The 17,215-nt window shown below is 29.2% G+C and carries 14 protein-coding genes and 3 tRNA genes; 2 read left to right on the top strand and 15 right to left on the bottom strand.

The window, feature by feature from the left end; genetic code table 11:
- Positions 1–265: 265 nt before the first annotated feature.
- The 13 genes from mnmC to L8X36_RS05710 are packed head-to-tail and all read right to left on the bottom strand — an operon-like array spanning position 266 to position 15,488.
- Positions 266–2,101, bottom strand: coding sequence for a bifunctional tRNA (5-methylaminomethyl-2-thiouridine)(34)-methyltransferase MnmD/FAD-dependent 5-carboxymethylaminomethyl-2-thiouridine(34) oxidoreductase MnmC (gene mnmC, locus L8X36_RS05650; protein WP_263682963.1), 1,836 nt, complete (start codon positions 2,099–2,101; stop codon positions 266–268).
- Complete coding sequence (locus L8X36_RS05655) at positions 2,098–4,029, bottom strand: N-acetylmuramoyl-L-alanine amidase family protein (protein ID WP_263682965.1); 1,932 nt, start codon at positions 4,027–4,029, stop codon at positions 2,098–2,100. The genes mnmC and L8X36_RS05655 overlap by 4 nt, the downstream gene beginning before the upstream one ends.
- Positions 4,022–5,119 carry a nitronate monooxygenase gene (locus tag L8X36_RS05660; RefSeq protein WP_039628221.1) on the bottom strand — a complete coding sequence of 366 codons (1,098 nt, stop codon included), beginning with the start codon at positions 5,117–5,119 and terminating at the stop codon, positions 4,022–4,024. The genes L8X36_RS05655 and L8X36_RS05660 overlap by 8 nt, the downstream gene beginning before the upstream one ends.
- Entirely contained in the window at positions 5,119–6,321 is a 1,203-nt protein-coding gene (gene tyrS, locus L8X36_RS05665; protein WP_263682967.1) for a tyrosine--tRNA ligase, read from the bottom strand. The genes L8X36_RS05660 and tyrS overlap by 1 nt, the downstream gene beginning before the upstream one ends.
- Before the next feature lie 12 nt (positions 6,322–6,333).
- Positions 6,334–8,523 (bottom strand): RelA/SpoT family protein, encoded by a 2,190-nt coding sequence (locus tag L8X36_RS05670; RefSeq protein ID WP_263682968.1) that lies wholly within the window; start codon positions 8,521–8,523, stop codon positions 6,334–6,336.
- Positions 8,507–8,725, bottom strand: a complete 219-nt coding sequence (locus tag L8X36_RS05675; RefSeq protein WP_039618002.1) for a DNA-directed RNA polymerase subunit omega — start codon at positions 8,723–8,725, stop codon at positions 8,507–8,509. The genes L8X36_RS05670 and L8X36_RS05675 overlap by 17 nt, the downstream gene beginning before the upstream one ends.
- Before the next feature lie 8 nt (positions 8,726–8,733).
- Positions 8,734–9,459 carry a UMP kinase gene (gene pyrH, locus L8X36_RS05680; RefSeq protein ID WP_039628219.1) on the bottom strand — a complete coding sequence of 242 codons (726 nt, stop codon included), beginning with the start codon at positions 9,457–9,459 and terminating at the stop codon, positions 8,734–8,736.
- Positions 9,460–9,514: 55 nt separating this feature from the next.
- On the bottom strand, positions 9,515–10,690 hold the full coding sequence (locus L8X36_RS05685) for a murein hydrolase activator EnvC family protein (protein WP_263682970.1): 1,176 nt from the start codon (positions 10,688–10,690) through the stop codon (positions 9,515–9,517).
- Entirely contained in the window at positions 10,687–11,493 is an 807-nt protein-coding gene (locus L8X36_RS05690) for an ABC transporter permease (RefSeq protein ID WP_263682972.1), read from the bottom strand. The genes L8X36_RS05685 and L8X36_RS05690 overlap by 4 nt, the downstream gene beginning before the upstream one ends.
- On the bottom strand, positions 11,480–12,136 hold the full coding sequence (locus tag L8X36_RS05695; protein WP_039625813.1) for a cell division ATP-binding protein FtsE: 657 nt from the start codon (positions 12,134–12,136) through the stop codon (positions 11,480–11,482). Before L8X36_RS05695 ends, L8X36_RS05690 begins: the two co-directional genes overlap by 14 nt.
- A 31-nt stretch (positions 12,137–12,167) precedes the next feature.
- Entirely contained in the window at positions 12,168–13,358 is a 1,191-nt protein-coding gene (gene trmB, locus L8X36_RS05700) for a tRNA (guanosine(46)-N7)-methyltransferase TrmB (RefSeq protein WP_263682973.1), read from the bottom strand.
- Complete coding sequence (locus tag L8X36_RS05705) at positions 13,358–14,572, bottom strand: fibronectin type III domain-containing protein (RefSeq protein WP_214126385.1); 1,215 nt, start codon at positions 14,570–14,572, stop codon at positions 13,358–13,360. The genes trmB and L8X36_RS05705 overlap by 1 nt, the downstream gene beginning before the upstream one ends.
- Complete coding sequence (locus L8X36_RS05710; RefSeq protein WP_263682974.1) at positions 14,526–15,488, bottom strand: RluA family pseudouridine synthase; 963 nt, start codon at positions 15,486–15,488, stop codon at positions 14,526–14,528. Before L8X36_RS05710 ends, L8X36_RS05705 begins: the two co-directional genes overlap by 47 nt.
- A gap of 72 nt (positions 15,489–15,560) precedes the next feature.
- Between L8X36_RS05710 and L8X36_RS05715 the strand changes: the two genes are divergently transcribed.
- Together L8X36_RS05715 and L8X36_RS05720 are read left to right on the top strand one after the other, a co-directional pair.
- A complete protein-coding gene (locus L8X36_RS05715) occupies positions 15,561–16,670 on the top strand; it encodes an FtsW/RodA/SpoVE family cell cycle protein (RefSeq protein ID WP_214118031.1) in 1,110 nt (369 codons plus the stop codon).
- 52 nt (positions 16,671–16,722) lie between these two features.
- Positions 16,723–16,799, top strand: a tRNA-Ile gene (locus tag L8X36_RS05720).
- Positions 16,800–17,018: 219 nt separating this feature from the next.
- Here L8X36_RS05720 and L8X36_RS05725 read toward each other — a convergent pair.
- Positions 17,019–17,094, bottom strand: a tRNA-Met gene (locus L8X36_RS05725).
- A gap of 13 nt (positions 17,095–17,107) precedes the next feature.
- Positions 17,108–17,182, bottom strand: a tRNA-Gln gene (locus L8X36_RS05730).
- Between the last annotated feature and the right edge of the window lie 33 nt (positions 17,183–17,215).

Below are 17,215 nucleotides of genomic sequence, written 5' to 3' on the forward strand. Positions count from 1 at the left end.
CCCCCCCCCCATGAGGTGTTTTTTAGATAAAAATCTTAACATGTAAATCCTTTTTGTATATGTTTATAATATTGCAATCAATACTATATTTATATTTTTAGTATGAATTACAAATAACTTTTCAACAACAAAGTAATGTTAATACTATATTTATAAATTTAAGCTTAAAAATAAACAATAATAAAATATTAGTATAATAATAAGGTATTATGAACGTTTGAATGTGTTGGGATATCGGGAGTTTGAAGCATTTAAACACTTAAATTTAATTTTTTCCTTTTCTTAACATTCTGATTAAAAATCTTGCAGGATGAGTAGCATGTAAAAAATCTTTTTCTATTTTTGGCTCATCAAAGATTAATGCGCTAAGTATTCTAGCTCCAATAATAGCACTAGCAAAAGCCCTAGATCCATGAGCAATAGAAAAATACAAAGGAATAAAATCATTTGGTGCTACTTGACTTTTATTTTTATGCCATAAAAGCGCCTTATAACTTTGCATATAAAAATTTTCATCATAGGCTTGACCTATTATGGCAAATCTATCACTAGAATATGATCTAAATCCTACTTTTCCACCCATAATTTCTAAATTTTCAACATGCAAAAATTCTTTTATATTCTCAATATTTTGCAAATCATCCTTTTTTAAAAGCGTTATATCTTGATTAAGCCTATCATAACTTGCACCAATAAGTTGCAAATTTAATTCTTCATTGATAGGACAAATATAGCCTTTTGAGGATAAAGCATGAGAATTTTTTAAAAATGGTTTTAAATGAGTACATTGTCCTCTAACACTGCTTAATTTCATATGTTTATACTCTAAAAAATTCTTAATATCAGCGCCTTGAGCATAAATTAACACATCATAATCTTTTAATGTTTTTTGATTGCTAAATTGCAAAGAAAATTTTTCATTTTCATAAGAATAATCTTTAAATTCATGCTCAAAAAATACCCTAGCCTTACTTTTTTGCAAAAGCATTTTAACAAGCTCTTGGGGTTTTATACATGCTCCATCTTTTAAAAAAGCTTGATTGTTAATAATTTCAAATAAAACATTATCTTTTTGACTATCAAAACGCTCTTGCATAAGTTCATTATGAGCAAATTCATAAACCCCTTGTGGAATTAAATTTAAAATTTGCCTATAAAATCTACTAGCCTCTAAAAAAGCATATTGTGAAAACTCACCCAATAAAACATCAGGTTTTAAAATCAAAGAGCTTAAAATTCCATTGATATTTCCAGAAGCACCTTTTCCTAATGAATTTTCTTTTTCAAAAACATCTACTTGAACATTTCTTAAAGAAAGCTCACAAGCTATACTAGCTCCGGCTATACCTGCTCCGATGATGGCTATTTTTTGTATCTCTTTTTTTAAACTTGGAGTACTAAAATAAGCAAATTTATCTTCAAACTCAAGGCCATTAAAAACAGCCTGTATCATTTCCCTTTTTCTAAAACCTTTAATTTTTTGTACTTGAAAATTATTATTAATTAAAGCTTTTTTTAAAATGCTTGCAGAGGAAAAGGTCAAAATCTTGGCATTTATTTTTGAATTTTTGGCAACTTTGTTTATAATATCCTCATCAAACATCTCTTGATTTTTAGCAGGAGCAAAACCATCTAAATACCAAACATCAGCTTTAAAGTCTAAATTTTGCAACTTTTCTTTAGCATCGCCAAATACCAAATCTAAAAAACAATCTTGAAAATAAAATCTATAAACTCCATCTTTACATGGGGGATAAAATTTTAAAAACTGTTCTAAAAGCTCTTTAAATTCCTCATAAAAACCAAGATTTTTATAAATTTCTCTTAATGTTTCTTTTTCTATATAAAAATTTTCAAAACTAAGATAAAATAGTCTTTGATTTTCTTTTTTTTCTTTTATAAAACGCTTTAAAGTAAGGAAAAAATTTAAACCTATACCAAAACCAAGCTCTGCAATGATAGTTTGTTTTGTTTGAAATTCAAAAGCATTAGTGTAGATAAATTCACTCTCGCTTAAACCATCGCTAGAATTAAAATAATAATCATCAAAATCTAAAGAAAAAGGCGCATTGTTTTTAATGATAATATTTGCTTTTTTCATTGATTTTTATAAAAATAACTCTCTATGCCATTAGCAATACCAATAGCTAATAATTCTTGGAAATTTTTATTTGTTAATCTATTCCTTTCACTAGGATGACTAATATAACCTGTCTCAATCAATATAGCAGGCATTTGCGCACCCACTAAAACCCAAAATGGAGCTTCTCTAACTCCACCATCCACAACTTTATATTTTTTTCTTACATTACTTAAAATCTTTTTTTGAACATCAATAGCTAATTTATTTGAAGCAACGATTTTTTCACGGTTTAAAAAATTTAAAAAGGTTTGTTTTGAAAAGAAATTCATCTCTTCAAAATCGGATTGATTTTCCAACTCAGCAGCTTTTTTACTTCTTTCGCTTCTTGCAGGCGATAAAAAGAAGGTTTCAATACCTTGTAAAGTTTTAGCTCTTTGTTTATTTGGAGCTGCATTTGCATGGATAGAAATAAATAAATCCGCCATTTTTTCATTAGCCATAGAGGTTCTATCTCTTAAGTTTATAAATTTATCTGTACTTCTAGTATAATAAATTCTATATCCACGTTTTTTAAGCTCATTACCAAGTTTTAAAGCCACACTTAAAACTACATCTTTTTCTCTAACACCCTTATCACCCAAAGTACCTGGATCTTTACCTCCATGACCTGGGTCAATTACTATGATTTTACCTGATTTTTTAACGGTAGCTTTTGCCGTTTTTGAAGTAGTTTTTGTCGGTGCTTTCTTAACCTTTTTTTCAAAGCCTATAAATAATTCCTCATCATCTAAATCAAGATTAGTTTTAAAATCACTAGTAGAATTTAAAACAACTCTTACTGTAGTTTTATTAAACTGCACTATTGTGATGGATTGATTTTTATTGATATCGATTTTTTTTCTATCGCCTTCTAAAATAGCTTCAAAGCTTACAATAGAACGATATGTTTTACCATCTTTAAAAGAATTGATTTTAATATCTTCAATATCAATATCATTGTTTAATTTTAAATTAACACCATTTTTATCTTTACTTGATTTTAAAATATATAAAGGCTCATTTTTAACAACTTCTTTTTTTACTTCTGTTTTTTTAATTTCATTTTGTTTTGTAACTATAGGTTTGGGTTCTTCTTTTTTTTCTACTTTTTCAAGTCCCATAAAAAGACTTTGATCTTTAAGCTCTATTTTGATCTTTAATTCTTTTTTTGAACTTAAGACCAAACGCATACTTGTTGGGTTAAATTGCGATACGATAATATCAAAATCTTTAAATTCAAAAGTTCTCTTAGGTCCTTTTAAAATCCCATCAAAATCTGCAACATAACGAAAATTCTTATCGCCTTTGAGAGTAAAGTTTTTAATGTCTTTTTGGCTGATTTTTTCACTTAAATCAAGTAAGATACCATTGTCTGATTTCTTTACATCAAGCACAAAAAGCTCTTTTTGCACCGGAGCTTTTTTATCTTCTTTTTTATCTTCTTTTTTATCTTCTTTTTTATCTTCTTTTTTATCTTCTTTTTTATCTTCTTTTTTATCTTCTTTTTTATCTTCTTTTTTATCTTCTTTTTTATTAATAGGTGATGTGGTATTGGTTTCAATTTTTGTTTGTTCTTTTTTTATTTTTTGATCTTGTATAACTTTTAAAGCATTTTTTAAACGCGAAATTTCTTCTTCACTCACTCCACTTTCTTTAAGCTCTTGTACATAAGCTTTATCATCAAAGCCTAAAGAATTTGAACTTATGATTAATCTTTTTAAAATCTCATTTTTTTCTTCATTATTATCATTAATCACACTTTGTATATACAAAGATTTTAACTGCTGGTGTAATTGTAGTTTTTCTTCTGAATTAGAAGTTAAGAAATTTTGATCAAATTTCTTAACTTCTGCATTAGCAAAAACACTAAAACAAAATAATAAAAAAATAAAAAATATTCTAAGCATCTTCGCCATTAACTAATTTTTTCATTAGCTCTTCTACACTAATAAGCTTATCTAGTCTATATCCATTAGCCCCTGTAAAAAATAAGCCTGTTTCTTTTTTACCGCTCCAAGCATCATATAATCTATCTGCTATACAATAACCCACCTTAGTAGCTTCCTTGCCTCTACCGCATGGTGCAACACAATTGCTCACACAAGAAATTTTTGGCCCCATTCTTTTATCTACTAAATTTAAAAGATTAGTTCTTACCCCTCTTGCAGGATAGCCAACTGGAGATTTTAAAAGCTCAATATCTTCTTTTTTACAATCTAGCAATACTTGCTTAAAATCATCACTAGCATCGCATTCAAAAGTTCCTATAAATCGAGTTCCCATTTGAACGCCACTTGCTCCTAAAGACATCATCTTTTCTATATCTTGCTTATCCCAAATTCCACCCGCAGCGATTAATGGTATATCTCCCCAGTTTTTAATTTCTTGTGCAACTTGTGGTACTACATTTTCTAACTGATATTCATCCATTAAACATTGCTCATAAGTAAAACCCTGATGTCCACCACTTTTTGGCCCTTCAACTATAACTGCATCAGGCAAGCGATTGTATCTGCTTTGCCATCTTTTGCAGATAATTTTTAAAGCCTTAGCCGATGATACAATAGGCACCAAAGCAACATCAGGATAATCTTGTGTAAATTCAGGCAAATTTGTAGGAAGCCCTGCTCCTGAAACTATCACATTAAAACCAACCTCACAAGCATTACGAGCAATTTGCGCATAATTATTACTTGCATATAAAATATTACAGCCTAAAGGTGCATCTTTACAAACCTTTCTAGCATTATCTATCAAAGCTTTTAGGCCTGCTTTTGAGTAAAAATTATCACTACCATAAGGCTTTGCATTGAACTCTTTATCTATATGCGTTCTATTTTCATAATATCCAGTTCCTACCGAAGAAATAATCCCTAATCCACCATTTAAAGAAACTGCAGAAGCAAGTTTGTCCCAACTTATACCAAGTCCCATGCCACCTTGAAAAATAGGATATTTTATCTCATGCTTTCCAATTTTTAAAGCTTTAAAACTCATCATATTACCTTTAATTTTGCAAATTTTCTTTTTCCAACTTGTAAAATATATTCACCGCTTTCTAGTTGGAATTGTTCATCTTGAACTTTTTCTCCATTAACACTTACTGCATTTGAATTAATCAATCTTCTAGCAGCTGAAGTAGAACTTTCCATTTTGCACTCTACTATAGCTTTTGCAAGCCAAATACTACCTTCTAAAGTAAAACTTGGCATATCACTAGGAAGTTCTTTTGCGCTATGGACTTTGTCAAATTCTTCCTTAGCTTTTAAAGCACACTCGCTTGAGTGAAAACGCGCAGTAATTTCTAAAGCTAAATTTTCTTTAGCTTTTTTAGGATGCAATGAGCCATTTTTAATATCATCTTTTATTTGTGAAATTTCATTTAAGCTTTTTTCACTTAAAAGTTCATAATATCTAAACATCAATTCATCACTAATACTCAAAACTTTAGCATACATATCTTTGGCATTTTCAGTTACACCAATATAATTTCCCAAGCTTTTACTCATTTTATTTACACCATCAAGGCCTTCAAGCAATGGCATCATCATCACCGCTTGTTCTTTTTGACAATTATATACTCTTTGAAGCTGTCTACCCATTAAAAGATTAAACTTTTGATCCGTACCGCCCATTTCTATATCACTTTTTAATGCAACACTGTCATAACCTTGCAAAAGCGGATATAAAAACTCACAAATTGATATAGGGCTTTGTTCTTTGAAACGCTTAGTAAAATCATCTCTCTCAAGCATTCTAGCAACACTAAAAGTCGAAGTAAGCTCTACTATACCAGCAGCACCAAGCTCATTTAGCCATTTAGAATTAAAATGAATTTGAGTTTTATTTGGATCTAAAATCTTAAAAACTTGTTCTTCATAAGTTTTAGCATTTTTAAGTACTTCTTCTTTGTCAAGTTTTTTTCTTGTAGCACTTTTTCCTGTTGGATCTCCAATTTGAGCAGTAAAATCACCTATTAAAAACTGCACTATAGCCCCATGTTTTTGAAGCAAAGCCATTTTGCTCAAAACCACAGTATGACCCAAATGCAAATCAGCAGCCGTAGGATCAAAACCAGCCTTTACAAAAAAATTTTCACCTTTTTCATAGTAATTTTTTACTAAAGAAACTAATCTTTCTTCATCAATAATTTCTGCTATTCCTCGTTTAATTTCTTTAATAATTTCATTAATATCCATAAAAAACCTTTTTTAGTGATTATTATATGCATCATTTAAAGATGTAAAATCTAAAATTTTATATCTAGATTTTAATCTTTCTTTTGCATTCTCAAGATCTATATTATTAGGTAACTCAACTTGTACTTCAAAATAATTTGCAACGACTGGCTCTGAATCAGCTGAGTTAATACTTAAAACATTAATCTGCATTTTAGCTAAAGTAGTTAGAAAATCTGCTAAAGAACCTTTTTTATTTTCTATAGAAACGATGATTTTGTAACTTTTTATCGAACTATCATTCCAAAAAACAAAAACCATTTCTTTGTTATCTTCTATCATTTTCATTGCTTGTTCACAAAGCTTATGATGTATCGTTGCTCCAGTTGAATGTCTAAAAGCAATGATTTCATCTCCTCTTTTAGGCCTACAACAATAATCAAAATTAATCGTGGTTATTTTATAATTAGAACCAATCACTATGCTTTCAAATTTTTGTTCATTTTGTTCAAATTTAGCTGCTTGATTTTGCCCCATATATTTTCTTAGAGCAATAATTACATCTTTAAAATAATTAAAATCCAAAGCAATTTGTCTTAGCTTTTTATTAAAATTTTCTTTTTCAAGCCATTCTTCTATAAGTTTAGAATCTTTATTAAAAACAGTAGATAAAAGATTAACAGCAATTTTGTTATTTAATTCTTTTTTCTTTTGCTTGCAAAAATCTCTTATACTAGCTCTAGCCTTTCCTGTTTTAACGCTATCTATCCATGAACATCTAAAAAATTCTTCTTCGGAAGTTTCAATGCTAACTATATCTCCATTTTTAAGCACGGTTAAAAGTGGTACTCTCATGCGGTTAACAAACGCAGTTTTTGCATGAAGTCCTACTTTGGTGTGAACTTCATAAGCAAAGTCCAAAGCCGTAGCCCCGCGCGGCAAGGTAAAAATTTCACCCTTTGGAGAATATACTGCTATATCTTCTATATATAAACTATCTTTTGCATATTCATAAAGTTCGATAGCATCACAATCTTGCACAGCATTGCCATCTTCTTTACCATGCATAGAAATATCTGCAAGCCAATCTAAATTTGGTGTTGTTATATTTCCTTCTTTATATTTCCAATGCGCTGCCACACCAAATTCAGCAGTCTTATGCATATCAAAGGTGCGAATTTGAGCTTCTATGATATTTTTTGCATCAAAAAGTGTTGTATGTAAGGTTTGGTAACCATTTTGTTTTGGCAAAGCTATATAATCTTTAAATCTTGAAATTAAAGGATTAAAATGTGTATGTAAAATTCCTAAAGCCAAATAACAATCATAAACTTTTTCAACCAAAATTCTTACACCCAAAAGGTCTAAAACTTCATCAAGTCCTACACCTTTTCTTTGCATTTTTAAATAAATAGAATAATTATGTTTGATTCTTTTGTGTATAACAAAACTACCTTGTCTAAACCCATTTTCCAAAAATAACATTTCTATTTTTGAGATAAATTCATTAAATCCAAGTTGAATTTGTTGATCTTTTGCATTTATATAATTATCAATTTGTGCATATTCATCAGGTAATAAAAACTTAAAACTTAAATCCTCAAGCAAATTTTTTATACTTGAAATTCCAAGTCTATGAGCTATAGGTGCATATACCACCAAGGTTTCTTCGCTGATTCTTTTTTGTTTATCTTCTCTTAAAAAATTTAAAGTAAGCATATTGTGCAATCTATCACAAAGCTTTATTACAAGCACGCTCACATCTTCAACACCAGCTAAAAGCATATTTCTAAAAGTCAAAGCGGATTTTGCAAGCTTTTCATTAGAATTAGAGCGTGTAAGATGATCTTCTCTAATACTGACTATTTTGGTTAAGCCTTGAACTAATTTGGTGACTTCTTCACCAAAATTTAAACTCAATTCTTCTTCATCGCAATTTGTATCTTCTAACACATCATGTAATAATGCAGCTATGATCATAGACTGCACTGGACTTAAAAAAGCCACAAAAGAAGCCACTAATATAGGATGAACTGCATATGGTTCTCCGCTTTTTCTAAATTGTCCTTCGTGTTTTTGGATACAAAAATCTACTGCTTTTTCTAAAACAGCAGATTGTGGGAAGACCATAAAAAGGATTTCTTTTGCTCTTTGTAAATCCTTACAATTTTTAACATCATCAACAAGTTTATCTAACAATAACTCATCATTTACTAGCTTCAATAAATCCCTCTAAAACGATTTTATCTTCTGCTATTTCATGTAAAGCAATGTCGGTATATTTGTATTTATTTTTATCTAAATTTACCAAAGGTTCTGCACCATTTGCAAGCTCTTCAGCTCTTTTAGCTACTACAAGAGCTAGTTTATATCTATCATCTTTTAGTTTTTTTAATGCTTTTGCAGCTATTTGTTCTACTCTCATTTTTATCCTTAATCTTGATTTTTAACAATAGAGCATAAACTCATATCGCCTTGGATGATTTTTAATAAATTTCCTTCTTTAAACATATTACACACCACAATAGGTAAAGCATTATCTTTAGCTAAGGCTATTGCAGTATCATCCATAACTTTGATATTATCATGCAAAGCTCTTTCATAGCTTAATTCATTTAGCATAATTGCATCATCATATTTTTTAGGGTCTTTATCATAAATTCCATCTACTTTAGTCGCTTTAATGATCATATCTGCTTGAATTTCTACCGCTCTTAAAGTCGCAGCAGTATCTGTAGTAAAATAAGGATTACCCGTACCACAAGCAAAAATAACTATACGTCCTTTTTCTAAGTGTCTATGTGCTCTTCTCATGATATAAGTTTCACAGAATGCTTCCATTTGAATAGCGCTTTGAACCCTTACATCAAGTCCAGCGCTTTCTAATGCTTCTTGCATAGCTATAGAATTAATCACAGTAGCAAGCATACCCATATGATCACCACTTGTTCTTTTTATAAGTCCATCTCTTGCAGCAGATACCCCTCTAATGATATTTCCACCGCCTATTACTATACCTACTTCAACATTTTCATTAATCAAGCTTTTTATTTCAGAAGCTATGTATTTTAAAATAGAATTTTCTATACCAAACCCATTTTCTCCAGCCAAAGCTTCTCCAGAAAATTTAACCAATACTCTTTTTCTTTTATTGTTCATTAAATTTCTCCTTTGATTTGAAACTATATCAAAATTCGCATTAAAAAAAACTAATTTATTTAATCATCTCTAAAGGATTGATATGAAAATTCTTTTGTGTTACTTCAAAAGTTAAATCACTTTCAACCCTACCTATAATATAACCTTTTTTGATATTTCTACCCACTTTAACACCAGGTGCAATTTTATCTAAATGCGCATAAATAGTATGTATACCATCTTTATTTTCAACAATCACAACTTGTTTTAAAGTTGGAGTTGCTTTTGCAAAAACTACTTTACCATCTAAGACATTTCTTACTGCAGCATTAGCACTATCACTTTTTAAAACTACATTTTCGTTATAAATTTTAATATTATAAATAGGATCTATATAATTTCCAAATTTTTGCTTTACCGTGTAAGATTCTAAAGGGGCGATTGTCTTAGGACCGCTATAGCGCTTAACACTGCTGGTTTGATAACTTGAGCCTACTTGTTTAACATTTGAGCTTGGTTTTTTATCTTCTTTTTTTTGTGCTAATTTTTCTTCTTCTTTTTCTTTAATAATTTTTAATTTATTAAGTGTTTTTCTCAATTCTTGTTGTTGGGCTTGTAAATTAGAAAGTTTTCTAGTATAAATTTCTTTATCTGTTTTTTGCTTAGCTATTTCTTGTTCTTGCTTTTTTCTAAGATTTTTAAGCTCATCGATTTGATCTTTATAGGCTTTTAAATTATTATTAATTGTAGTAATTTGAGTTTGCTTTTCTTCTATTTTTTTACTTATATTTTCATAATCTTTTGAAATTTGATAAAATTCTTCTTTGAAAATTTTATCCAAAACCCCAACTAATTCTAAAGCTATAATACTATCTTCACTTTCAATATAATTTTTAGGAATTGCCAAATCATAAGCAAAATCTTTAGCAATTAAATCAATAATTTTCCCTTCTATTTTGTTTTTATTTTGCAAAAGATCTTTATTTTGCGCATTGAGCTGCTCTAGCGCTTTTATTTGAGTTTTTACTGAACTTTCAAGTTTAGAAGTTTTTGAAGTTAAAGTGCTAATTTCTGAAGCAATTTTTTTTAGATTTTTTTCATTATCTAAAATTTCACTAGCTAAATCCTCTAACTTTTTAGAAAGTTGCTTTACTATGCGCTCATTTTCTTTAATATCTTTTTGTTTTTGTGCAATTTCATTTGCAAATAAAACAGAAAAAGAAAACAAAAAAAGCAAAAAGCATTTTTTCATTTTCTAACCTTAAACATTACAAAATTCACACAAGCAAAACAAACACAAAGCATTGCTAAAAAAATCAAAAACAAATGTGTGAAAATACTTATTTTAGGTAAGCTAATGTCCACACTTTGTAAGGCTAGTTTAATGGATTCAAGATCATAAACTTGGGTAAAAAATAATACAAGCAATAAAAATGCTATAAAACAATCAATAAAAACAATCTTATAAAGCATAAAAGATCTAAACCAAAACGGTGCTCCAAGTAAACACATGATTTCTACTCTTTGAGTATGCTCAAAAAGCCAAATTTTCATTTGCTTAAGCAATAATACAAAGCTAAGCAATATTATAATAAACAAGAAAAACCATAATAAAAATTTCACTAAAACCAAAAGTTTGTAAATTTTTGTATGCGTTTTAGCAAAAGTCTCCACTCTAGTAATATTAGGATTTTTTAAAAGCTTATCTTTTAAAGTATTTAGCTCATCTTCTGATAAAAGTTTATTGAGTTTTAAAGTATAAAATTTTGGCAATGTAGCCTTTAAAACTTCTATATTTTTAGCTGATATATCATTTTTAAGTCTATCTATCATTTCATTTGGATTTAAAATTTCTAAAGACTGAAAATGATTTACCTGATCTTCTATGCCTTTTTTATCTAAATGAGTTTTACCTACTAAAATAATATTATAATCTTTATTTAAAAGTTTTTCATAATGCTCTATAGTTTTGTTTGTAATGATTAAAAACTCAAAAGCAAACATCATTACCATTAAAGCAAATATTAAAGAAAGATGATTTTTAAAAGATTTCATTCATTCTCCCATTTTCTATATTAAAACGACGATAATCAAGTCTTAAATTAGTAGGAATTCTATGCGTAACAACCACTACACAAGTTCCAAGTATTTCTCTAGCTGATTTTAATAAAGTCCATATAATATCTGAAGAATACTCATCCAAATTTCCCGTTGGCTCATCACATAAGAGTAATTTTGGATTATGTGCTAAAGCTCTTGCCATAGCCACGCGTTGTTGCTCTCCACCTGAAAGCTGAGCTGGCTTCTTATCAGCTTTGAAAGTTAAATTTACATGCTTTAAAAGCTTTGCGGCTTGTTCTTTACATACATTCTTACTATAACCTTTAATCATCAAAGGTAGCATTACATTTTTTTCTACACTAAATTCTTGAACTAAACGATAATCTTGAAAAATAATTCCTATTTTTTGCCTAAGCTGTAAAAGCTCAGCATTAGAAATATCCACTAAATCATTATTACAAACTTTTAAATTCCCACTTATTGGCTCTAAATCTCCATAAAAAGATTTTAACAAAGTTGACTTTCCACTACCGCTTTTTCCTGTAATAAAAACAAAATCATTATCTTTTAGCGAAAAACTAGCATTTTCTATAACAAGTTCATCATAACCAAGACAAAGCTTTTTAGCTTCTATCATCACTGCTTTTCCTTATTTATTTTATAAATGATTATTTGATATAAGAATACAATATTTCTCTTAATTTTTCTATAGCTTTTAAATTTTCTTTAGTTTTAAAAGGCTGTTCAAAAATAAATTCTATCTTTTGTGCGTTTAAAGCTATATAAACATGCTCAGGCTTATAAAAAGCACCAAAAGCTATTTTAATGATAAGCTCATCATCTTTAATGTACATTTTTTCAAAATGCAAGAAAAAATCCTCACCCTTAAAAACTTCATTTTTAAAATTCTTTTTTATACAAGCTAATTCTTCTGCGTTTAATCTTAAATCTTCAATGGCAAATTTTTGATCCTTGCTTAAACTTTCACTCTTGCTAAAACCACTAATGATTAAATCATATATATCTTTATTTTGTCTTTTCCAGCGATCTTCATATTTGCTTGAAATTTCTAAATTTTCATTTTTCTTAATCAAGGCCTTCAAATGAGAAAAATTCAAAAAAGTTTCTAGGGTAAAATCAAAATACAAAAAACTATCTGTTCTAAGTTCAAATTGCCCATTTTCTTTTAAAACTCTAGCGCATTCATTTGCAAAATTTAACCCCACTACCCTACGATAAGGCTTTTTATCCCAAGGAACAGGAAAATGCAAAAAGATTTTATCTATCAAGTTAGACTCAAGTACGCTTAGTAATAATCTTGCATCAGTTTCTATTAATAAAACATTATTTAAGTTTTCACTTAAGGCAAGTTTAGCTACTTGCTCTAACGCAGGGGTGTAAATTTCTATACCTATAATCAAAACATCAGGATTTAATCTTGCTTGATAAAGCAAATGCCTACCACTTCCAAAGCCTATTTCAATAAAAATTTGCTTTTTGTTTTTTATTTGCTCTAGTAATTCTTTTAAATCATTGGCAATTAAAGGTGTTTTTTGGATTAACCTTGTATGTTTTAACGCCACAGCTTCACAAACTACATCTTGAGTAAAGTTTTCTTTAAACACAAGTAAAGCTTTTTGCAAATATCCAATTTGCGAAGGCTTAGTGTGTTTTTCACCTTTAATAAGCCATTCTTGTTTTTTTTCATCTTTTTTAATCTGCAAAAAAAAGTTTTCTTGCTTTATGCGCGTAAAAAGCAAGTCTACATTTTCACCTTTAGCAAGCCATAAAAATTCAACCCCATCTTTTTCAAAAGGAAGTTGAATTTCTTTTAAAATTTTACACTTAAAATTTGGCATTATTTCACCGCTGTAAATTTATCAGAAGCTTTTGATTCTATACCATTTGCATCAATTGCTATAACCTCATAACTATATACTTTTCCAGGAACAGCTGTGATATCTTTTAATTGTTTAGATTTAATCTCTTTAAACACAGCATTACTTCCACCACCGCTTCTTTTAACTATATACTCTTTAGCTCTATCATCATTATCAACCCATTCAACTCTAATACCATCATCTTCAACAGCACATAAAATAATACTTGGTGCTAATGGTGCCCCTAAGGTAATACCTTCTACAGGCTCACTTGCTATAGGACTTTCCAAGCCATCTTTATCGACCATACTCACTTTATAATATCTTTTTTCAGCCACACCTTTAACTACATCTTCATAAGTATTTTCAGAAGTTTTAGCTACCACGCTAAAAGGTAAAAAGGTAGTTGAACTAGAATAAATTTTATAATAAGCAAAATCAGCATAATCAATTTTATCCCAAGTTAAAATGATTTTTCTTGGCGCATCTTTACTTGCTTGTAAATTACTTACCATAGGAGGAAGTGCTTTGGTGGTTGATTCTACTATTTTACTTGGAGTGCTTTTAATACCATCATAAGTTAAAGCTATGATTCTATATTGAAAACTCTCATCAGGCTTTAGTGAATCATCTATATATTCAGCACTTAAGCGATTTTTAACCCTAGTTAATTCTTTAAATTTCATATCTTTCATATTTGCACGCTCAATGATGTATGAATTTACCCTTACATCAGGGTGTGGTCTCCAAACTATTTTTACACGATTTGGCAAACCCACAATAGCTTGCACAAAAGGCACTGGATCAATCACTCTATTGGTAAAAGCTTCTATACTCACGCCATCTTGAGAAACTTGTCCAAGCTCATTAAAAGTTTTCATAGAATAATAATATCTTGTATTTGGCTCTAAATTTGTATCAGTATAATGAGTTTGAAATTTATTTTTAATTTTTGCTATAAGCTCCATAGGTGCACCAGCTGCATTTGCTCTATAAATGTAATAGCCTGCTATATTTTGATCATACAAAGGTTCCCATTCAAAAGCTATGCTTGTAATATCACTTATACTTTTAATATTTGAAATTTTTGGTAAAGTATCATTTACTTGAGCAATTTGAGGCGAACTCATAGTTGTACTACAAGCACTAAAAGCCAAAGCAGAACTTAAGATAATCCAGTGAAGTTTTTTCATCTATCTCTCCTTGTGTAAAATTTTCTTTTAAAATTTGATAAAAATCATCAAACATAGGAGCTTTTATAAACATTAACTCTTTAGTCCTAGGATGAATAAAATAAATCAAATACGCATGAAGCATTACTCTATTATACTTTATTTTTCCTTTATATCCGTATAATTCATCTCCTAAAATATAGCGATTAAAATCTGCCAAATGCACCCTGATTTGATGGGTTCTTCCTGTATATAATTTAGCAGCTATTAAAGAGCAGTTTTTAGCACTTAATAAATTTATAAAATCTGTTTTTGCATTTTTTGCTAAATGATTTTTGGTATTTGTAGTAATTTTTTTAAGCCTATTATTAGGACAACGCATAATGGCTTTTTCATTACTCATTTTATCATTTTTCAAAGGCAAGTCACTCAAAGCAAGATAAAATCTTCCCATACTTTTATCTAAAAGCTGATTTGCTAAAAATTGATGTGCTTGATTATTTTTTGCTATGATGATAGCTCCGCTTGTGCCTTTATCAAGTCTATGCACAAGCCCTGCTCTATGCTCTCCATTTAAATTTGATAAAACATAGCCCTTATGCAAAAGCCAATCCACCAAAGTCGCTTCTTTAACACTACTTGCACCATGCACGACAACATTAGGAGCTTTGTTTAAAACTAAAACATCATCATCTTCATATAAAATTTCTATATCAAACTCAGGCGTGTAGCTTTCTTTGGCTTCTTTTACTAAAGGTAAAAAAATACTTATTTCATCTTTTTGTTTTATTTTTTTAGAACTTTTATTTTCTAATTTTTCATTAATATATATGCAGTTTTCTTTGATTAGTTTAGCAACTTGCGAACGACTTTGCTTAAGTATGTCTGATAAAAAAATATCCAATCTTTCTTCACAAAGTGATGAAATTTTTAGCATATTATATTTCCTTGTGATAAAATTTGCAATTTTAGCATATAATTACACAATATTTTGTAAAAAAGGTTAGCTTTGATAAAACTTGATAGAAGAATTCTAACGCATTTTGATTTTGTTCAACCTCTTTTAGTGTTGCCTATCATAGCTATATCTTTTCTTTTAATTTATGAAGCAAATACACGCTTAGCCGAAAAACAATTTATCTATACTTTAGTAGGTTTTGCAGGATTTGCATTTTTTTTCTTTTTACCTTTAAGAAGATTAATGTGGCTTATACCTGTACTATATTGGATCAATATAGCTTTGCTTTTGAGTGTGGATATTTTTGGTGTTGAAAAACTTGGAGCTAGAAGATGGCTTGAGATACCTTTTACGCATTTTACCATACAACCTTCTGAAATTTTCAAACCCTCTTTTATTTTAATGCTAGCTTATTTGATTTATCAAAACCCACCACCTCATAATGGCTATGGTTTAAAACAATTTTTAAAGCTAAGTTTTTATATTTTACTTCCATTTTTACTTATAGCAGGAGAACCTGATTTAGGAACAGCTTTAGTACTTTTAATAGTGGGCTTTGGAACGCTTTTTATCATAGGAGTAAATTATAAAATTTGGCTTAGTATTTTTTTAGCTATAGCTATAGCTTCGCCTATTATTTATAGTGATTTTTTAAAACCTTATCAAAAACAAAGAATTCATGATTTCTTAGCTGAAGAGCCAAGTTACCATGTAAAACAATCCATCATTGCAATAGGAAGTGGTGGTTTGAGCGGAAAAAAGGCTGATGAAGCCACACAAACACATTTTAAATTTTTACCTATTTCTACAAGTGATTTTATCTTTGCATATTTGTCTGAAAGATTTGGTTTTATCGGTGCGGTTGTAATCATATTACTTTATACCTTACTCATTTTTCATTTATTGAGTTTAAATTATAAGCTCAAAGATGATTATTTTACAAGAGTAGTAACAAATTGCATTGCTTTATTTATTTTCATATATGTAGCAGTAAATATATCGATGACCATAGGTTTTGCTCCTGTTGTTGGTATACCTATGCCATTTTTTAGTCATGGGGGAAGTTCTTTTGCTACCTTTATGATTTTCTTTGGAATTTTACAAAATTTAATAACTTTTAGATATTTAGCAATAGAAAAAGCGGTAAAAATAAAATTCTAAATTTAAATTAAGGAAATAAAGATATAATAACATTTTTATTTTAACTTCTGGCGGATTTATAGCTCAGTTGGTTAGAGCAACCGGCTCATAACCGGTTGGTCGCAGGTTCGAGTCCTGCTAAATCCACCATTTTATTTAATCTCGTATTTTTATTCTGATCAAAACTTTTTTAAATTACATTCTTATTTTAATTATTTTTTTAAGTGTTTTATATTAAAGCTAAATTCAAATTTCTTATATGTTAAATTAGAGTATTAAAACTAATGAAAATCATTAAAAGTAAGATTAACAATATTTTTATTTACTCTGTAGTTAATTTAAATTCTTTGAAAAATTTTATTAGGAAATTGGTTGCGAAGGGGAGATTTGAACTCCCGACCTTCGGGTTATGAGCCCGACGAGCTAACCACTGCTCTACTTCGCGGCATCATATAAAGTGGATGGGGTAAAGGGATTCGAACCCCTGAATGACAGGACCAAAACCTGTTGCCTTACCGCTTGGCGATACCCCAATAAATGAAGTAATTTTTAAATTAAAAGTGGTA

Source organism: Campylobacter sp. CNRCH_2014_0184h, from assembly GCF_025772985.1.
Taxonomy (GTDB): domain Bacteria; phylum Campylobacterota; class Campylobacteria; order Campylobacterales; family Campylobacteraceae; genus Campylobacter_D.

What these genes read in the sequence shown, in the direction of transcription:
- L8X36_RS05675 (WP_039618002.1), bottom strand. Translation starts at nt 8,725, where the DNA reads ATGAGAGTAGAACAAATAGCTGCAAAAGCATTAAAAAAACTAAAAGAT.
- mnmC (WP_263682963.1), bottom strand. Translation starts at nt 2,101, where the DNA reads ATGAAAAAAGCAAATATTATCATTAAAAACAATGCGCCTTTTTCTTTA.
- L8X36_RS05690 (WP_263682972.1), bottom strand. Translation starts at nt 11,493, where the DNA reads ATGAAATCTTTTAAAAATCATCTTTCTTTAATATTTGCTTTAATGGTA.
- L8X36_RS05655 (WP_263682965.1), bottom strand. Translation starts at nt 4,029, where the DNA reads ATGCTTAGAATATTTTTTATTTTTTTATTATTTTGTTTTAGTGTTTTT.
- pyrH (WP_039628219.1), bottom strand. Translation starts at nt 9,459, where the DNA reads ATGAACAATAAAAGAAAAAGAGTATTGGTTAAATTTTCTGGAGAAGCT.
- L8X36_RS05695 (WP_039625813.1), bottom strand. Translation starts at nt 12,136, where the DNA reads ATGATAGAAGCTAAAAAGCTTTGTCTTGGTTATGATGAACTTGTTATA.
- L8X36_RS05660 (WP_039628221.1), bottom strand. Translation starts at nt 5,119, where the DNA reads ATGAGTTTTAAAGCTTTAAAAATTGGAAAGCATGAGATAAAATATCCT.
- L8X36_RS05710 (WP_263682974.1), bottom strand. Translation starts at nt 15,488, where the DNA reads ATGCTAAAAATTTCATCACTTTGTGAAGAAAGATTGGATATTTTTTTA.
- trmB (WP_263682973.1), bottom strand. Translation starts at nt 13,358, where the DNA reads ATGCCAAATTTTAAGTGTAAAATTTTAAAAGAAATTCAACTTCCTTTT.
- L8X36_RS05705 (WP_214126385.1), bottom strand. Translation starts at nt 14,572, where the DNA reads ATGAAAAAACTTCACTGGATTATCTTAAGTTCTGCTTTGGCTTTTAGT.
- tyrS (WP_263682967.1), bottom strand. Translation starts at nt 6,321, where the DNA reads ATGGATATTAATGAAATTATTAAAGAAATTAAACGAGGAATAGCAGAA.
- L8X36_RS05685 (WP_263682970.1), bottom strand. Translation starts at nt 10,690, where the DNA reads ATGAAAAAATGCTTTTTGCTTTTTTTGTTTTCTTTTTCTGTTTTATTT.